16 protein-coding genes are annotated in these 17,710 nt (G+C 33.8%); 15 read left to right on the top strand and 1 reads right to left on the bottom strand.

Annotated elements, in window-relative coordinates; all coding sequences use genetic code 11:
- The first annotated feature begins 90 nt into the window (after positions 1 to 90).
- The 15 genes from OSH00_RS19170 (at position 91) to galE (ending at position 15,739) form a co-directional block, all read left to right on the top strand.
- Complete coding sequence (locus OSH00_RS19170; RefSeq protein WP_266131761.1) at positions 91 to 1,128, top strand: polysaccharide biosynthesis protein; 1,038 nt, start codon at positions 91 to 93, stop codon at positions 1,126 to 1,128.
- A complete protein-coding gene (locus tag OSH00_RS19175; protein ID WP_266131745.1) occupies positions 1,129 to 1,986 on the top strand; it encodes a dTDP-4-dehydrorhamnose reductase family protein in 858 nt (285 codons plus the stop codon).
- Positions 1,983 to 3,503, top strand: coding sequence for an oligosaccharide flippase family protein (locus OSH00_RS19180; protein ID WP_266131746.1), 1,521 nt, complete (start codon positions 1,983 to 1,985; stop codon positions 3,501 to 3,503). The genes OSH00_RS19175 and OSH00_RS19180 overlap by 4 nt, the downstream gene beginning before the upstream one ends.
- Positions 3,496 to 4,656 (top strand): glycosyltransferase family 2 protein, encoded by a 1,161-nt coding sequence (locus OSH00_RS19185; protein WP_266131747.1) that lies wholly within the window; start codon positions 3,496 to 3,498, stop codon positions 4,654 to 4,656. Before OSH00_RS19180 ends, OSH00_RS19185 begins: the two co-directional genes overlap by 8 nt.
- Positions 4,647 to 5,411 (top strand): glycosyltransferase family 2 protein, encoded by a 765-nt coding sequence (locus OSH00_RS19190; protein WP_266131748.1) that lies wholly within the window; start codon positions 4,647 to 4,649, stop codon positions 5,409 to 5,411. The genes OSH00_RS19185 and OSH00_RS19190 overlap by 10 nt, the downstream gene beginning before the upstream one ends.
- Complete coding sequence (locus OSH00_RS19195) at positions 5,408 to 6,604, top strand: EpsG family protein (RefSeq protein WP_266131749.1); 1,197 nt, start codon at positions 5,408 to 5,410, stop codon at positions 6,602 to 6,604. The genes OSH00_RS19190 and OSH00_RS19195 overlap by 4 nt, the downstream gene beginning before the upstream one ends.
- A complete protein-coding gene (locus OSH00_RS19200; RefSeq protein WP_266131750.1) occupies positions 6,597 to 7,313 on the top strand; it encodes a glycosyltransferase family 2 protein in 717 nt (238 codons plus the stop codon). The genes OSH00_RS19195 and OSH00_RS19200 overlap by 8 nt, the downstream gene beginning before the upstream one ends.
- A gap of 1 nt (position 7,314) precedes the next feature.
- A complete protein-coding gene (locus OSH00_RS19205; RefSeq protein ID WP_266131751.1) occupies positions 7,315 to 7,911 on the top strand; it encodes a DapH/DapD/GlmU-related protein in 597 nt (198 codons plus the stop codon).
- Positions 7,905 to 9,044, top strand: coding sequence for an NAD-dependent epimerase/dehydratase family protein (locus OSH00_RS19210; RefSeq protein WP_266131752.1), 1,140 nt, complete (start codon positions 7,905 to 7,907; stop codon positions 9,042 to 9,044). The genes OSH00_RS19205 and OSH00_RS19210 overlap by 7 nt, the downstream gene beginning before the upstream one ends.
- Positions 9,041 to 10,069, top strand: a complete 1,029-nt coding sequence (locus OSH00_RS19215) for a WaaS/CpsH family glycosyltransferase (protein ID WP_266131753.1) — start codon at positions 9,041 to 9,043, stop codon at positions 10,067 to 10,069. Before OSH00_RS19210 ends, OSH00_RS19215 begins: the two co-directional genes overlap by 4 nt.
- 215 nt (positions 10,070 to 10,284) lie before the next feature.
- Positions 10,285 to 10,905 (top strand): sugar transferase, encoded by a 621-nt coding sequence (locus OSH00_RS19220; protein ID WP_266131754.1) that lies wholly within the window; start codon positions 10,285 to 10,287, stop codon positions 10,903 to 10,905.
- A 24-nt stretch (positions 10,906 to 10,929) separates the two neighbouring features.
- Positions 10,930 to 11,805: a UTP--glucose-1-phosphate uridylyltransferase GalU gene (gene galU / locus OSH00_RS19225; protein WP_266131755.1), complete on the top strand. Its 876-nt coding sequence runs from the start codon at positions 10,930 to 10,932 to the stop codon at positions 11,803 to 11,805.
- Between the two features lie 15 nt (positions 11,806 to 11,820).
- The gene (locus OSH00_RS19230) at positions 11,821 to 13,080 is read left to right on the top strand and encodes a UDP binding domain-containing protein (protein WP_266131756.1); all 1,260 of its coding nucleotides are present in this window, start codon (positions 11,821 to 11,823) and stop codon (positions 13,078 to 13,080) included.
- A gap of 17 nt (positions 13,081 to 13,097) precedes the next feature.
- Positions 13,098 to 14,708: a glucose-6-phosphate isomerase gene (gene pgi, locus OSH00_RS19235; RefSeq protein ID WP_420909556.1), complete on the top strand. Its 1,611-nt coding sequence runs from the start codon at positions 13,098 to 13,100 to the stop codon at positions 14,706 to 14,708.
- Between the two features lie 11 nt (positions 14,709 to 14,719).
- The gene (gene galE / locus OSH00_RS19240) at positions 14,720 to 15,739 is read left to right on the top strand and encodes a UDP-glucose 4-epimerase GalE (RefSeq protein ID WP_196075412.1); all 1,020 of its coding nucleotides are present in this window, start codon (positions 14,720 to 14,722) and stop codon (positions 15,737 to 15,739) included.
- Positions 15,740 to 15,793: 54 nt separating this feature from the next.
- Here the strand turns inward: galE and OSH00_RS19245 are convergent, their stop codons facing one another.
- Complete coding sequence (locus OSH00_RS19245; protein ID WP_266131758.1) at positions 15,794 to 17,164, bottom strand: phosphohexomutase domain-containing protein; 1,371 nt, start codon at positions 17,162 to 17,164, stop codon at positions 15,794 to 15,796.
- Positions 17,165 to 17,710 lie beyond the last annotated feature (546 nt).

A 17,710-nucleotide genomic window follows, 5' to 3' on the forward strand; every position in this document is an offset into this window, starting at 1 on the left:
ATCAAAATAGATTTTAATATTTGACTTAGGTAAGTAAAGCAAAGAGATTGAGGAAAAATGGAAACTAAACAAGTTCAAGAACTATCAGAGATGTTTAAAGGAAAAACACTTTTAATCACAGGTGGCACAGGTTCATTTGGTAACGCTATGATTAAGGGTTTTTTAAATTCACAGCTTAAAGAAATTAGAATCTTTAGTCGTGATGAGAAAAAGCAAGAAGATATGAGAATTGAGTATAAAAATGAAAAACTTGATTTTATTCTTGGGGATGTTCGGAACTTTAACGATATAAATCAAGCCATGATGGGAGTGGATTTTGTTTTTCATGCCGCAGCATTGAAACAAGTCCCATCATGTGAATTTTATCCTATGCAAGCAGTGCAGACAAATATATTGGGTGCCGAAAATGTGCTTGAAGCTGCAGCTCGTAACAATGTACAACGCGTTGTTGTTTTGAGTACAGATAAAGCTGTATATCCAATTAATACTATGGGAATGTCCAAAGCTTTAATGGAGAAACTGGCAGTATCTAAAGCTAGAGATACCCGAGTAAAAAATATAGAAGCAGTCTATACCGCAACACGTTATGGCAATGTGATGTGTTCACGTGGCTCCATTATTCCATTATTTATTAAACAAATTAAGGAAGGTCTACCTTTAACTATTACTAATCCTAAAATGACACGTTTTATGATGTCTCTACAGGACTCGGTAGAACTAGTTATGTTTGCTTTCAGTCAGGGTAATCCAGGTGATATTTTAGTACAAAAGTCACCAGGAGCAACAATTGAAGTTTTAGCTCAAGCACTTAAAGAACTTTTTAATGCGAATAATGAGATTAAAATTATTGGTGAGCGTCATGGAGAGAAATTATTTGAAACTCTTTGTTCTAAAGAAGAAATGGCTAAAGCTGAAGATTTAGGAGACTTTTATCGAATTCCTGCTGATTTTAGAGATCTAAACTATAGTAAATACGTGCAAGAAAATGCGCCTGCGTTACTTGATGACGAATATAATTCACATAATACTCATAGATTGAATGTAAAAGAGCTAAAAGAATTATTGCTTACTTTGGATTATGTTCAAGATGAATTGAAATCAGGTGGCATAGAGGTGGATGTAGTATAAATGAAGAAAATATTAATTTTAGGTGCATCTGGCATGGCTGGTCATGTGGTGTACACTTATCTAAAAGAAAATAGCACTCATCAAATCATTGGCACGACTAATAGTACAAGTTTTGGTGATGACACAATTGAGCTAGATATTTTTAACATTGAAAAACTTGAATCAACACTAAAACAATATCAACCTGATGTTGTGATCAATTGTGTTGGTATGTTAATTAGAGGGTCTAAGCAGTATCCAGATAAAACAATTTATTGCAATGCCTACTTTCCACATTTACTTAAGAGACTTATCAATGAAAGTGGTGGTGAGTTGATACATATATCTACGGACTGTGTTTTTTCAGGTAAAGACGGTGGATATACTGAGAATTCGTTCAAAGATGCAGTTGATTTGTATGGTATGTCTAAGTCATTGGGTGAAATCAATGATGATATTAATTTAACTATACGAACCTCAATTATTGGTCCAGAATTGAAGGAAGATGGTGAGGGTTTATTTCATTGGTTCATAAATCAAAAAGAGTCTGTAACGGGTTTTAAAAGTAACTATTGGTCTGGCGTGACTACATTAGAGTTAGCTAAATTCTTAAAATGGGCTTTAGATAAAAAAATTTCGGGACTTTATCACTTAACTAATAGTCAACCTATCTCAAAATTTGACTTATTGAATACTTTTAAAGATGTATATTCGAAGAATGTTATAATTAATGACGATAAAGATTATGTGTGTAATAAATCATTTATAAATACAAATAAATCAGTGGATTATAGTGTGGTGGGGTATCCTCAAATGCTAGATGAGCAGAAAATTTTTATGTTAGAACATAAAGATTTTTATAAACACTATGAATTATGAGAAATTCTAATTTAGGAAGATTAATCTCCAATTATGTGACACGTATTTGGGGGTTGTTTTCTGTTTTTTTATTTATTCCAATCTATATAAAATACTTGGGAATTGAATCCTATGCTGTTATTGGATTTTATGCTTTATTGCTTGGTATAGTGAGCTTTGCTGATGCAGGTATGTCATCAGCTGTAACTAAAGAATTTTCTAAGCCATCACCAATAAATCAAAAATATAGTGTTTTAAAAATTATTGAAAAAAATTACATATTGGTTTGTATACTAATTAGTTTATCTGTTTTGTTTTGCTCAGATTTCATTGCTACATATTGGCTTAAGTCAGATGGAATAAATATAATTGATTTATCACTTTATGTAAAATTAATAGGAATTGGTATTTCATTACAACTTCTTTCGTCCTTATACTTTGGAGGTTTGTTCGGTGTAAATAAACAATTTGAAGCAAATACAATTCAATTTTTGTGGAGTTTATCTAAGTCAGCCTTAGTTGTGCTTTTATTAATATTTGTTAAACCTAGTTTAACTCTTTTTTTATTTTGGCAAATATTTTGTAATTTAGTTTATGTATTGGTGCTTAGATCTTATCTTATAAAATCTATAGTGTTTGAAGCAAAAGGCCAAATTTTAAGTGTAGTCATGAATAAACTTCCTAAAGATGTTGTTCAGTATATAGGAGGTATGACTATAATAGCAGTGATAGCCTCAATAAATAGTCAAATTGATAAAATTATGGCATCTACATACCTTAGTTTGAAAGTTTTTGGATATTATTCAATTGCATCTAATTTAGCTCAAATACCTGTTGTAATGGCTTCGCCTTTAGCAATGTCAGTATTTCCATTATTTTCAAGATTTAGTTCTACAACTTACGATGATAAAGCAGATATAGTTTATAAGAAATCATCTTTTGTAATGCATCTAGTATTGATTCCAGTATTTCTTTGTTTCTACATATATGCACCCGAATTAATTGTATTGTGGATAGGAAATGCAATTGATGCAATATGGTTTGATAAAATTGTTTATGTTATGAGATTATTGTTAGTGGGGTCGTTCTTTCTAGGTTTACAATTCTTACCTTATTATCTCCTGCTTTCTAAGGGTAAAACATCATATACAATTTATCAGGGTTTAGCGCAAATATTGATAGGCGTTCCTTTATTGTTCTTTTTTGCAAAAAATATCGGTATAGTTGGGTTGGGTTGGGTTTGGATTATTATTAATTTTAGTGCATTGTTGTTTCTGAATGTTATTGTTTTTAAAAAATATCTAAAAGGGTTGTTATTTCTAGATTATATGCTAAAAACATTTTTTTGTGTGTTGTTGATAAGTGGTTTAGTTTTCGGTTTTGTTGCTTTTGTTAATCAATATACTAACATTTACTTTTTAATTGTGCTGATATTTTCCGCGGTAATATCAGTTGGCTTAACATTAGTATTACATAATCGACTAAATCGTAGATCAATATTTAATGTACATAGCGTTGTGGATTTTGCAAATGAATAAATTATTATCAGTAATAGTACCCACTAGAAATAGGCAAATCTATTGCATAGAAGCGGTAAAAACGATATTACAAGATCTTGATGAAAGGTGTGAATTAGTCATTCAAGATAACTCCTCTGATGATCGTCTAAAAAAGCAGGTAGAAAATTTAGCTGATGATAGGATTGTATACAACTATAATGCACGACCACTGTCATTTATTGATAATTTTGAAGAAGCACTTGATTTAAGTAAGGGTGATTTTTTCATAGTTTTGGGAGATGACGACTCTACAACCAAAGATACTATTAGGGTTGTTGAATGGATGCAAGAAAATAGTATTGATTCAGTGGCTTCTACCAAAGTAGTTGACTATATTTGGCCAAACACTACTATAGAAAAATATAAAAATGGCTTACTAACATTCTACAGCTACAATAAAGATATTCAACAGGTAGATGCCTTAGCACAACTAAAGAAGCTGATAAAAAATGGCTTTTTGGCATATCAAATGTATAATTTGCCTAGAACTTATCATGGAATTATACGAAAAAGTTGTATGGATGATGTTAAAAATATTTCTGGTAGATATTTCGGTGGATTGACTCCTGATATATATTCAACAATAGCTCTATCATGTGTTGTTAAAAAACACTATGTAATAGATTATCCATTTTCTATTGCTGGTGCATGCCCTGCCAGTGCAACAGTTAATGCCACTGTAGGTGGTCATTCTGGAAAACTCGAAGAAGCCCCTCATTTTAAAAACAGAGGTTCATATAATTGGGAAGATACTGTACCAGCTTATTATAGTGTTGAAACTATTTGGGCAGAATCAGCGATAAAAGCTCTTAAGTGTTTGAATAGAGATGATTTGCTAGATAAATTTGATATGTACAAACTCTACATTTATGGTATTTTACTTAACAGAAATTATATCTTAGGTCTGTCAATAAATGAAACATTGAAACTTCATTCAAAACTAGAATCTAATCTATTTGTACACATTTTCAAACTTGGTTTAAAATTGATTAGTACAATAGCTAGTGTATTGAAAAAAAGAATATTAGGTAAAAAAAAGCTTAATGAGGCTGTTCAATTAGGTAATGTTTATAGTCTAGGTGAAGCCAAAAAGATTTTAAATGAGAATTTGAAAGGCGTTGTATGGAAATGAAAGTTTTTATTAAGTCTTTGTTAGCTCCAGCTTATTACTCCTTGTGGCGTGCTTACATTACTATTATGGGCTCTATTTTTAGAGCAAAGATAACTAACGGTTATGACATACCTATTATAATAAATAATCGAAATAGGCTGACATTTTTGCAAAAATTAATTGAATCATTAGAGGTTAAAGGTTATAGAAATATTTTTATTATTGATAATAATTCAGACTATCAACCTTTATTAAATTACTATGAAAGTTGCCCATATAAAATTTTTAGATTAGATAAGAATATAGGTTATCTTGCTTTATGGAAAACTAGTATATATAAAAATTTTATAAAAGATTTTTATGTTTATACTGATTCTGATGTTGTACCAACAGAGAATTGTCCAAGTGATTTTCTTGATCAATTTCTTCAAGTGATGAAATCTGAAAAAGATTTAATGAAGATAGGTTTGAGCCTGAATATAGATGATCTACCAGATTGTTTTTCGATGAAAAGCCAAGTTATAGATTGGGAGCACCAATATTGGCAACAAGAGTCTGAGGATAGCAGATTTTATGTTGCAAACGTAGACACTACATTTGCTTTGTATCGCCCGTTCATGAAAGGTGGGGCAAGTCGTTTAAAAATGTATCGTTCAAAAAAGCCCTTCTCTGCATATCATATGCCTTGGTATAATGATTCTGCAAATTTATCAGAAGAAGAAAAGTTTTATATTGAAAATGCAAAAACAAGTACACACTGGACTACAAAAAGATGAATACTTATTTATTTATCTTTCTATTATTATTGTTTTTTGCATTCTTAGAAATTTCAAATGTTTCTGGTACAAAACTAAGAATATTACACATTGTATTGGTATTTGTATTTGTATTTGTAGCCGGGCTTCGATATGAGACAGGAGTAGATTGGCTAGCTTATCAAAATTATTTTGATGAAGTCATTCCATTAAACGATGCTTTTACTTTTAATTCTTTTGGTAATGTTTTTTTAACCTTGGATGTGGGTTATAGCCTATTAAATTCTATAGTTAAAATGATGGGAGGGGATGTTCAGGTCGTTTTCTTCGTCATTTCTCTAGCATCTACATTTTTGTTGATAAGAAATCTAAAATATTATTCTAATCATGTTTTAACTGGGTTACTTATTTATTATCCTTTTTTCTTTTTTATATTTGATATGAGCGGAATTAGGCAAGGCTTAGCAATACAACTCGTATTATTTTCAGTTAAGTATATTACACAAAGAAATTTTTTCAAATTTTTATTCTATATATTACTAGCAACAAGTATTCATTGGACTGCAATTGTTTTATTGCCATTATATATATTTGCAAATAAAAAAATTTCTATAGGATACACGGCAATTATTTTCTTATTTTCTGTTGTTATATTTACATTTAAAATAAAATGGATGGGTGCAATATTAGGAGATTTTGTTGGGCAACTAAATGCTTTTACAATGTTATCTGATAAAGTAACAGCATATACTACAAATGAAGTATTTTCCCAAGAAAGAGGTTGGGATATGTTTTCCGTATATAATTTTTTACGTATTTTTTTAATTGTTTCTGCTGTGCATTTTTTTAAAGACAAAATATCAAATTCTGTTCCAAGTTTTACTATATTTTATAATTTTATACTCTTTGAGTTAATCTGTATGTTTTGTTTTTTTGAGTTTTTTGAAGTATCAGAAAGGCTTAGATTTTATTTCGCTATTGCAGAAGTTATTTTGTTGTCAAATATTATATTTGTGTTCAAGAATCATATTATTAGAATTTTTGCCTTACTATTATTGGCAAGTAGTGTTTTTCTGAATGCATATCCTTTTTTATTACAATTTCCTAGCACAGTTGCGTATCACCCATACCAGAATTATTTTTTACATACTTTATTTGATTTAAATAGTGATGGCTACTCTAGATTACAGGAGCATAAAGCATCTCATGAATAGTAATAGTAGGATATCTGTTTGTCTAGCAACCTATAATGGTGAGAAATATGTTCGAGAACAATTGGTTTCTATTTTAAAACAATTATCTCCTAATGATGAAATTATAGTATCAGATGATCACTCTACTGATAAAACATTATCAGTAATTGAGTCTTTAAATGATCCAAGAATAAGAATAATAATCAATGAATTAGGTAAAGGATATAGTAGTAATTTTGAAAATGCTATTAATCATTCGACTGGAGATTATATTTTTCTTTCCGATCAAGATGATGTTTGGATAGAAAATAAGGTTAAAATAATGATGAATGAACTACAATCTTTTGACTTAGTAGTTTCTGATGCAATTATTTCAGATTCTTTTCTTAAACCAACTTTGGGCTCTCATTTTAAAGCTCACAATACTAAAATTGGATTTTTAAATAATTGGTTGAAGACAAGATATATTGGTGCATGTATGGCATTTAGAAGAGAAATTTTTTCTAAATTGTTACCTTTTCCAAGTCAATCGAAATGGTGTGCGCATGATTATTGGATTGCCAATATCGCAGAATTCTTTTTTAAGGTTAAACTTGTTGATATCCCCCTTATTAAATATAGACGTCATGGAAATAATGCTTCAACGGGTGGAGAGAAAAGTAAAAACAGTATTTTTCATAAAATTATTGTGAGAATTTATACATTTTTGCAATTAATTAAGAGGATGTAATATGAAAATATTGCAGCATTATGGCTACTTTGGTTTAGTTAAAATAGTAATTAATGTAATAAAAACAAGAATATTTTTTCATAAAGCAAGGCTGATTCGTTTTCCATTTGATATTCGTGGGAAAAATTTTGTAAAAATTGATGAGGGCTTTACAACTGGTGTAGGGTGTAGAGTTGAAGCGCTTCCTGAAGGTAATTATAAGACTTTATTTATAGGGAAAAATTTTCAAATGAATGACTATGTTCATATTACTGCAATGCAGAGTGTTATTATTGGTGATAATGTATTATTAGCTAGCAAAATTTATATTTCTGATTGTACCCATGGTAGTTACGGTGGAGATGATAATGACAGTCATCCAGATACACCGCCAGATAAACGTTCACTCTTTTCAAAGCCTGTAATCATTGAAGATAATGTTTGGCTTGGTGAATTTGTATCAGTTTTACCCGGCGTAACGATTGGGAAAGGGACTATTGTAGGTGCGAACTCAGTAGTATCTAAAAGCTTACCTCCGTATGTAATAGCTGTTGGCTCTCCAGCAAAGCCTATTAAATGCTATAATTTTGATACTCAGAAATGGGAAAAAATATGTTGATTAAAAATGTCTTAATTACTGGCGGAGCTGGTTTTATTGGCTCAAATTTAGCTCTAAAATTAGTTTCAAAAGGTTATACTGTTACAGTATTAGATAACCTTTCTCCTCAAATTCATGGAGATAATCCTCAAATCACATCACCATTGTATTTAAGTATTAAAGATAAAGTAAATTTTATTTATGGAACTGTAACCAATAAAGATGATTGGGAGAAAGCTTTAAAAGGGCAAGATGCTATTGTCCATTATGCAGCAGAAACTGGTACCGGACAGTCAATGTATGAGGTAGAGAAATATGTTGATGTAAATATTAACGGTACTGCTTTGATGTTGAATTTACTTGTTAATGGTGACTATACTGTAAAAAAAGTAGTTGTAGCATCTTCACGTTCGATCTATGGTGAGGGAAAATATTTAAGCAAAGAGCTAGGAGCTGTATATCCTACACAAAGAACTGCTGAATTTATGGATAATGGTGATTTTGAAGCCAAATATCCAAATTCATCAGAATTAATTTTAGTCGGTACAGATGAAGAATCAAAAATACATCCTTCTTCGGTATATGGAATTACAAAGCAAAATCAAGAACAAATGGTTTTAACTGTGTGTCCAACTATAGGCATAGCTGGAGTAGCATTCCGCTATCAGAATGTTTATGGTCCAGGCCAATCTTTGAAAAATCCATATACAGGAATTTTATCAATATTTTCTACACAAATAAAAAATGGTAATGCCATTAATATCTTTGAAGATGGTAAAGAAAGTCGTGATTTTGTTTATATAGATGATGTTGTAGATGCAACGATTCTGGGACTTGAAAAAGAAGAAGCAAATAATCAGGTTTTTAATGTTGGGACTGGTGTGGCTATAGATGTATTGACGGTAGCAAATGAACTTGTTAAAAATTATGGTATTGAAGTTCCGATAAGAGTATCTGGTAACTACCGTTTAGGTGATATTCGTCATAACTATGCTGATTTAACTAAAATTAATAAGTTTCTTGGTTTTCAACCAGAAGTTTCATTTGAGCAAGGTCTGAAAAAATTTGCTGACTGGGTGAATACTCAAGAAGTACAAGAAGATAAATACCAAAAGTCAATTGATGAAATGAAAGCTAAAGGGTTGTATAAATGAATAATTTAGATGGCCTAGAAGGTAAAAGAATTTTATTTTTATGTGTGCAATGGTTTGATCTAGAAAAAGATATTATAGCTCAACTTGAAAAGCATGGCGCACAAGTTACTTATTTTGATGAAAGACCTGCAAATAATAATTTTACTAAAGGTCTTTTACGTATAAATCGGGATCTTTTAGAGAAAAAAGTTCATAAATATTATGAGAATATCCTTGAAAAGATAAAAGATAATCAATTTGATTTTTTGTTTGTAAATAGAGGAGAAGTCATACCTGAACGTTTTTTAGAGCAGTTTATTCAACGACATCCTAATTGTAAGAGAATATTTTATACATGGGATAGTTTTGCAAACCTTGGTCATAGTGTAAATATTTTGAAATATTTTCATAAAAAATTTACCTTTGACAAGAAAGATGCTTCAGAGTACAAAATTGGATTTAGACCTCTTTATTTTACGGAGCGATATAGTAATATCAGATACCAAACTGAAAATGAAAATATTGATTTATTGTTCTTAGGTACGGCGCATTCAGATCGTTATATTATTAGTAATCAAATTGCTGATTGGTGTAGAGAAAATGGTTTAGTCCCTCATAATTATTATTTTATGCAAGGAAAATTAGTTTATTTTTATAAAAAATTTTTTGACAAATCCTTTCATGCATTTGATTATAAAAAGCTAAGTTTTAAAAGCTTATCGAGTCAAGAAGTTATCTCATTGTATGAAAGATCAAATGTTATACTTGATATCAGTCATCCTAATCAATCGGGTCTTACAATGAGAACTTTTGAGACAATTGGAGCTAGAAAAAAATTAATTACTACTAATAGCAATATTAAAGATTACCCTTTTTATAATCCTAACAACATTTGTGTAATTGATCGTAAACAACCTAAACTTACATTGGATTTCTTTACAAATCAATATCAATCCCAAACTGCCGAAATGTATTATAGATGCTCTATAGATGGCTGGATTGAAGATATATTTTTCGGCGATGAGGTGAATTTTTGGAAATCTTAATGTTTTTTTTATATTTAAAGACTGCTAAATTGTGTAAATAAAATATGACCTAAACTTATGATTATGATAGAGTTATGTTCTATCAAAAAATTTAGAGCTAAACGTTAAGGCTGCAAAAAATAAGCATTTGTTTTTTAATTAAATATTCGCAGTTTTATGTTCAGACAGAAGTTTTATAAACTTGTTGGATAAGTGGGTTATTTAGGTATTACTATATGAAAAGGCTTTTAGATATCATTATCAGTATCACTGCATTAATACTTTTATCTCCTATTTTTGCAATAGTCGCCTATAAAGTACGTAAAAACTTAGGCTCTCCGATCTTTTTCTATCAAGAGCGCCCAGGTAAGAACGGTAAACTTTTTAAAATGATGAAGTTTCGTTCAATGAAAGACGCAACCGATGCTCATGGTAACCCATTACCTGATGAGCAACGTATCACGCCATTTGGACAAAAATTACGTTCAACTAGTTTGGATGAAATGCCACAACTATTAAATGTTTTGAAAGGCGATATGAGCGTCGTTGGTCCTAGACCTATGTTGAAAGAGTTTGTCGAACTTTATTCACCTGAACAAGCACGTCGTTTGGAAGTACGACCTGGTATGACGGGGCTTGCTCAAATTAGTGGTCGTAACGAATTAGACTATGAAGAACGGTTTAAATGTGACGTTTGGTATGTCGATAACCAAAGCATATTGGTCGATTTTAAAATTATGTTTAAAACCGTTTCTGTTATGACCAATCGTGAGGGAATCAATGCCCCTGGTCATGTTGGTCCATCTCTTTTTAAAGGAAATGAAACAGAAGCAAAAAATGATGAAGTAAAGTCTTAAGTTAATATATTGAAGTTTTAAGTTATGATCAAAAAAGCCATTCTCCCTGTTGCGGGTCTCGGTACACGTTTTTTACCTGCAAGTAAATCAATTCCTAAAGAAATGGTGACTGTGGTTGATCGCCCTGCCATTGAGTATGTGGTCAAAGAAGCTGTGGCAGCGGGTATTGAACAAATTATTTTGGTGACTCATTCTTCAAAAGCATCTATCGAAAATTATTTTGATCGTAATTTTGAGCTTGAAACAACATTGGAAAACAAGAAAAAATTAGATTTACTGAAAGAAGTTACTGAAATTTTACCAAGCAATGTCAGCGTGATTAGTGTGAGACAGCCTCAACCATTGGGTTTAGGTCATGCTGTGTTATGTGCAAAATCTGTGGTAGGTGATGAAGATTTTGCTGTGTTATTACCAGATGTGTTGGTCAAAGAAAATAGCGCTGAAAATGATCTTACCCGTATGATTCAACGATTTAACTCATCGAAAGCATCGCAAATTATGGTTGAAGCTGTGCCTGATCATTTGGTAGATCAATATGGTATTGTAGATGTTAAAGCCTCACCTGAAGAAGGTGAAAGTATTGTCATGCAAGGTATTGTAGAGAAGCCTGCTGTTGGTTCAGCACCTTCAAATCTATCTGTTGTGGGACGTTATGTACTGCCTGCTAAAATTATGCAGTTACTTGAACAAACACCTAAAGGTGCAGGAAACGAAATCCAACTGACTGATGCAATTGCAGCATTACAAAAAGTAGAAAGTGTAGAAGCCTATCGTATGAAAGGTCAGACTTTCGACTGTGGTAGTAAAATCGGTTATTTAAAAGCTGTATTGCACTATGGTATAGAACATCCAAAACTCGGTGACGAATTCAAACAACTCATCAAAGAACTGAATTTATAGAATATTGGGTATGATATGAATATTTGTGTATTTGGCACAACACTTCAAGCTGGCGTTCTCGCTGGCTTGTTTGCTGAATATGGGCATCATGTGTATTGGTGCCCTCAAGTAGGTATTGAAAAACAGTCTTCAGTTCATTACCAAGATGAAGATTTAAATCAGCTGATCCAAAAACAGATTAAAAATCATGCCATTGAATTGGTTGGCGTAAAGCAACTCCAATTACACAGTGAAGTTTTTTTATTTAGTTTTAACCCGTCTGAATTTGATCAAGCCAAAAAATTAGCTGAAGAACTCAAGCGAAGTCCTATCATACATCCAAAGTTAATGATCAATGGTTCAACCTTTGGTTTGGAAGGTACAGAAACACTGAAAGAAATTCTGGTTGCCGATCATTGGGCGTATTTGCCAGACACGATTCAAGAAGGTAATGCAATTCAAAGTTTTACTGGACTCAAGCAAGTGATCATTGGTGTCGATCATGTGGCGACCCAACCAATTGTTAAAGAGTTGTTAAGACCATTCTTCCAATTAAAACATCAATATCTCTTTATGCCATTTTTAGATGCTGAATTTACCAAACTGAGTATTTCAGGCATGTTGGCAACACGTATCAGCTATATGAATGATATGGCACAAGTGGCAGAAAAACTCAATATTGATATTCAGAATGTGAAACAAGGTTTAGCTGCAGATAGTCGAATTGGTGCGAGCTATCTTTCTTCTGGTGTTGGTTTTGGTGGTGAAAATTTTTCTCATGATATTTTAACCCTTACAGGTACCGTTGCTGGTTCTGGAATCAAAAGCCAATTACTCGATCAGGTTTGGAATATCAATGAACAGCAAAAAGAAATTTTGTTTCGCAAGCTGTGGAATTATTACCAAGGACAATTGACGGGTAAAATTGTTGCGATTTGGGGGGCATCCTTTAAAGAAAATACCTCGAGTATTGAAAACTCCCCAATTCATGCCATGCTTACTGCACTTTGGGCACAAGGTGCAATTGTTCAACTCCATGACCCACAAGCATTAGAGCGAGTATCTGCTCTGTATGGCGAGCGCAGTGATTTAATCTTATGCCATGATCAATATCAAGTTGTCGAAAATGCGCATGCTTTATGCCTATTAACCGCTTGGAAGCAATATTGGAGTCCAGATTACACTCAACTTGTGCAGAAAATGGCTCATCCATTTATTCTAGATGGACGTAATATCTGGGATCCAGAATTTGTCAAAGGACAAGGTTTTGCTTATCAAGGTGTGGGGCGCGTATGATAACATCGATATTAGAGATGGATCAAAGTCAGCAAAGCGTTCAACAATTACGTTTAACTGATTTATTTAGACAAGATCCACAGCGTTTTGAAAAATTTTCGGCTCATTTTGATCAATTGAGTTTTGATTATAGTAAGCATCGTATTGATCAAACGGCATGTGAAGCTTTGTTTAAATTTGCAGATTCAAAGCAACTGAGAGCATGGATTCAACGTTTATTTACAGAAGAGCCGATCAACTACACTGAAGGTCGAGCGGCAATGCATTGGGCATTGCGTTTACCTAAACAGGATCAAGATTACCCTGAATTGGCTCAAACGGTGCATCAACAACTCGATCGCATGTTTCAACTTGTTGAAAAAGTGCATGCAGGACAATGTCGTGGTTCAACGGGTGAAGTGATTCAAGATGTTGTGAATATTGGTGTAGGTGGATCAGACCTTGGACCTCTTATGGTCAGCCATGCTTTATCCGATTATAAAGTTACTACAGCTAAACCATTAAAAGTCCATTTCGTCTCGACCATGGATGGAAGTCAGCTTTCTGAACTGTTGCATCAACTGCGCCCTGAAACGACTTTATTTATTATTTCCTCCAAGTCATTTGGGACGATTGATACCTTATCCAATGCGCAAACTGTGCGCCAATGGTTGGAAAAAGCATTAGGTCATCACAAAAGTATCGTACAGCATCACTTTATTGGTGTTTCAACCAAACCTGAAAAAATGACTGAATGGGGAATTGCACCAGACAACCAGTTCCTGCTATGGGATTGGGTGGGTGGACGTTATTCATTGTGGTCCTGTATCGGTTTGCCGATAGCCTTGCAAGTCGGTGTTGAGGGCTTTAAACAGCTTCTGGCTGGTGCTTATGCGATTGATCAGCATTTTCAAAAGACACCGTTTGAACACAATATTCCAGTCCTGATGGGATTGCTGGGGGTTTGGAATACTAATTTTCTGGATATCCAAACTCATGCGGTATTGCCCTATGATGGGCGGTTGAAATATTTTGCATCCTATTTACAACAGCTGGAAATGGAATCGAATGGTAAATCCATTCAACGCAACAATCAGAAAGTCGAGCTAAAAACGTGTCCGATTGTATGGGGCGAAGTAGGACCCAATGCGCAACATGCATTTTATCAGTTGCTCCATCAAGGAACGCATGCGGTGAGTTGTGATTTCATCGCACCTGTAGAGCGTTATAATGCCAATCAATTTACCTATGCTGAAAATGCTGAGGCATTGATAGAACAGCATCATTTGGCTTTATCCAATTGTTTGGCTCAATCACGTTTATTGGCTTTTGGTAATCAGGCTTTAAATGCGGATGAGTTGGAGAGTTTACCTGAATATAAACAATATGAAGGCAATCAACCCAGCTCTACACTTTTATTACAAGAACTCAGTCCTTATAGTCTTGGAATGTTGATTGCTTTGTATGAACATAAAGTCTTTGTACAGTCGGTCATGTGGAATATTAATCCATTTGATCAGTGGGGCGTTGAAAAGGGTAAAGAAATTGCCAATCAACTGCTTCCTATTCTCAGTGGTAAAGAAAAAGACTTTTCTCAATTAGATGCTTCCACACAAGGTCTAATCAAGATATTGCTAGGTAAAGAATAGAGAAAAAACGTATGGCGAATATTTTAGTCACAGGTGGAGCAGGTTATATTGGCTCACATACGTGCTTGGAACTTCTAGAAGCAGGACATGATGTGGTTGTGCTTGATAATTTGTCCAATAGTTCAGAAGAATCACTCAAGCGTGTACAGGAACTTACAGGGAAAAGTCTGAAGTTTATCCAAGGCGATATTCGTGATCCACATGATTTAGACCAAGCATTTGCGACACATAAAATTGATGCGGTGATTCATTTTGCAGGCTTAAAAGCGGTGGGAGAAAGCCAAAAAATTCCACTGAGTTATTTTGATCATAACATTGCAGGATCAATCCAGCTGACGCAAGCCATGGAAAGGGCAGGGGTTTTTAATCTCGTTTTTAGCTCATCTGCAACAGTTTATGATGAAGCCAATATCTCTCCTTTAGATGAAACTATGCCAACAGGTATGCCTTCAAATAATTATGGCTATACCAAACTGATTGTTGAGCAATTGTTGCAGAAATTAGCCATCGCAGATCCACGTTGGTCGATTGCACTATTACGTTATTTTAATCCAGTTGGCGCACATAAAAGTGGTCGTATTGGTGAAGATCCGCAAGGGATTCCAAACAATCTGATGCCTTATGTCACGCAGGTTGCTGTTGGACGTCGAGAAAAACTATCGATCTATGGTGATGATTATGACACGATCGATGGGACAGGAGTTCGTGACTATATCCACGTGGTTGACTTAGCCAATGCACACTTATGTGCGCTGAATAATCGTTTAAATGCCAAAGGTTGTCGTGCATGGAATATTGGTACAGGCAACGGTTGTTCTGTGCTTGAGGTAAAGAATACTTTCGAAAAAGTGAATGGCGTTGCTGTCGCTTATGAAATTGCACCCCGTCGTTCGGGAGATGTAGCAACATCATTTGCCAACAATGCACGAGCTGTTACAGAACTCGGTTGGACAGCAAAATATACCCTTGAAGATATGTTAGCAGACAGCTGGAACTGGCAAAAACAAAATCCAACAGGCTACCAATCATAAACTTGTAAAAGGAAAATAGGCGCATTGAGCGCCTATTTTTTTTATGATGAAAAACTAAGCCTGAATCAACTGGGTTAATTCATCTACATAATCTTGCATCGGTTTAGGATCACGATCTGCACGGCTTTCGATATTCAAACGTAATAGAGGTTCGGTATTTGATGCACGTACATTTAAACGCCATGCACCAAAATCAAGACTTACCCCATCTGTTTGATCAATGGCTGGATTCAAATCAGCAAAATGGTCAAAAATCTTTTGAATGGTGTCTTGAGTATCTTTCACTTTAAAGTTGATTTCGCCACTGCACGGGAATTTGGCAATCATATTTTCTACAAGACTAGAAAGTGATTGTTGTGTATCCGATAACACTGAAATCGCCAATAGCCATGGAATCATTCCACTGTCGCAGTAAGCAAAGTCACGGAAATAGTGATGCGCACTCATTTCTCCACCATAGACCGCATTATGTTCACGCATCACATCTTTAATGAATGCATGTCCAGATTTGGATTGGACAGGTGTTCCTTGATACTGATTGACGATATCTAAGGTATTCCAAACCAGACGGGGGTCGTGGACAATTTTCTCGCCTGATTGTTTCAATAAAAATGCTTGAGCCAATAGACCAACGATATAGTAGCCTTCAATAAATTGACCTTTCTCATCAAATAAGAAGCAACGATCAAAGTCGCCATCCCATGCAATTCCCATATCTGCATGGTGAATTAAAACCGCATTGCGTGTACTGTCGCGATTTTCGACTAAAATTGGATTAGGGATACCATTAGGGAATGTACCGTCTGGATGATTATGAATTTTGATAAATTCAACTGGAATATTTAATGCTTTGAATTTTTCTTCGATGGCATCAACCACATGCCCGGCAGCGCCATTGCCTGCATTCATCACCAATTTGAGGGGGCGAATTTTTGCGGGATCAATATAAGTGAGCAAGTGTTCAATAAATTCAGGCAGAATATTGTATTTTTGCGTTGAACCTTTTTTCTCAACTTCAATGAACTGTTCTGATTCGGCCAAGGCTTGAATATCTTTTAAACCAGTATCTGCACTGATCGGGCGGGCATTTTCACGAACCAGCTTCATCCCATTATAGTCCATAGGATTGTGACTGGCTGTAACTTCGATTCCGCCCTGTACATCGAGATGAAAAGCACCAAAATAAACTTCTTCGGTTCCCGTCATCCCCAAATCAAGTACGTCTACACCTGCATCATTTAAACCGCGAATCGTCGCTTGTTTTAAATCTTCGCTCGTTAAGCGAACATCACAACCCACCACCACCGTTTTTGGTTGATAGATCTGCCCATAAGCACGACCCACTTTATAAGCAATTTCTTCATTGAGTTCTGTGCCAAGTTTGCCTCGGATGTCATAGGCTTTAAAACAAGTCAGTTTATTCATGTCCATCTTTCTATTGTATAAGCTTGGGATTTGAGTGAAGGATCATTTTAACCCTAAAGTGTGTAAAAAATGAGATATGAAGATGTAATTTTAGTTTGAAAGCTAAAATATCATCTTTTCTATGCCTTTGTTGTTATTTTTAAACATATTTTAAGTATTGTTATCTATTTTAATGAATGGTTTTGGGCGAATTAAAAAATTAATTTTTACTAAATTCTACAATTCATGTGATAAAGATCACAGTTATTTTATTCTTCTTATTGAATTAGAAGATGTTTTCAGAAAAAATTATACTTTAAAAAATTGAAATATCTATTTGCTTGAATTTTATAATGTGTAGAATAGCAATCGAGCAAGGGAATAATTCAAAATAATTCAATGCCGATAATTACAAGCATGTTTAGGTGCCGTTCAGGAATGTTAATCACTAAAAAGCCAGCAATTTTTTTAAAAAGCTTGGGTGCGATCAGTGTATGTGTTCTGATTCAGAACCATGGTCATGCACAAGATACGACTTATTTAAAAGGCATCAAGGACAGCGTCGCA

Origin of the sequence: Acinetobacter nematophilus (assembly GCF_026344175.1) — a bacterium.
Taxonomy (GTDB): Bacteria; Pseudomonadota; Gammaproteobacteria; order Pseudomonadales; family Moraxellaceae; genus Acinetobacter; species Acinetobacter nematophilus.

Excerpts from the sequence above, each read along its gene's own strand:
- OSH00_RS19175 (WP_266131745.1), top strand. The coding sequence starts at position 1,129 with ATGAAGAAAATATTAATTTTAGGTGCATCTGGCATGGCTGGTCATGTG.
- OSH00_RS19220 (WP_266131754.1), top strand. The coding sequence starts at position 10,285 with ATGAAAAGGCTTTTAGATATCATTATCAGTATCACTGCATTAATACTT.
- OSH00_RS19180 (WP_266131746.1), top strand. The coding sequence starts at position 1,983 with ATGAGAAATTCTAATTTAGGAAGATTAATCTCCAATTATGTGACACGT.
- OSH00_RS19195 (WP_266131749.1), top strand. The coding sequence starts at position 5,408 with ATGAATACTTATTTATTTATCTTTCTATTATTATTGTTTTTTGCATTC.
- OSH00_RS19245 (WP_266131758.1), bottom strand. The coding sequence starts at position 17,164 with ATGAATAAACTGACTTGTTTTAAAGCCTATGACATCCGAGGCAAACTT.
- OSH00_RS19205 (WP_266131751.1), top strand. The coding sequence starts at position 7,315 with ATGAAAATATTGCAGCATTATGGCTACTTTGGTTTAGTTAAAATAGTA.
- OSH00_RS19230 (WP_266131756.1), top strand. The coding sequence starts at position 11,821 with ATGAATATTTGTGTATTTGGCACAACACTTCAAGCTGGCGTTCTCGCT.
- OSH00_RS19200 (WP_266131750.1), top strand. The coding sequence starts at position 6,597 with ATGAATAGTAATAGTAGGATATCTGTTTGTCTAGCAACCTATAATGGT.
- OSH00_RS19190 (WP_266131748.1), top strand. The coding sequence starts at position 4,647 with ATGGAAATGAAAGTTTTTATTAAGTCTTTGTTAGCTCCAGCTTATTAC.
- galU (WP_266131755.1), top strand. The coding sequence starts at position 10,930 with ATGATCAAAAAAGCCATTCTCCCTGTTGCGGGTCTCGGTACACGTTTT.
- galE (WP_196075412.1), top strand. The coding sequence starts at position 14,720 with ATGGCGAATATTTTAGTCACAGGTGGAGCAGGTTATATTGGCTCACAT.
- OSH00_RS19170 (WP_266131761.1), top strand. The coding sequence starts at position 91 with ATGTTTAAAGGAAAAACACTTTTAATCACAGGTGGCACAGGTTCATTT.
- OSH00_RS19215 (WP_266131753.1), top strand. The coding sequence starts at position 9,041 with ATGAATAATTTAGATGGCCTAGAAGGTAAAAGAATTTTATTTTTATGT.
- OSH00_RS19185 (WP_266131747.1), top strand. The coding sequence starts at position 3,496 with ATGAATAAATTATTATCAGTAATAGTACCCACTAGAAATAGGCAAATC.
- pgi (WP_420909556.1), top strand. The coding sequence starts at position 13,098 with ATGGATCAAAGTCAGCAAAGCGTTCAACAATTACGTTTAACTGATTTA.
- OSH00_RS19210 (WP_266131752.1), top strand. The coding sequence starts at position 7,905 with ATGTTGATTAAAAATGTCTTAATTACTGGCGGAGCTGGTTTTATTGGC.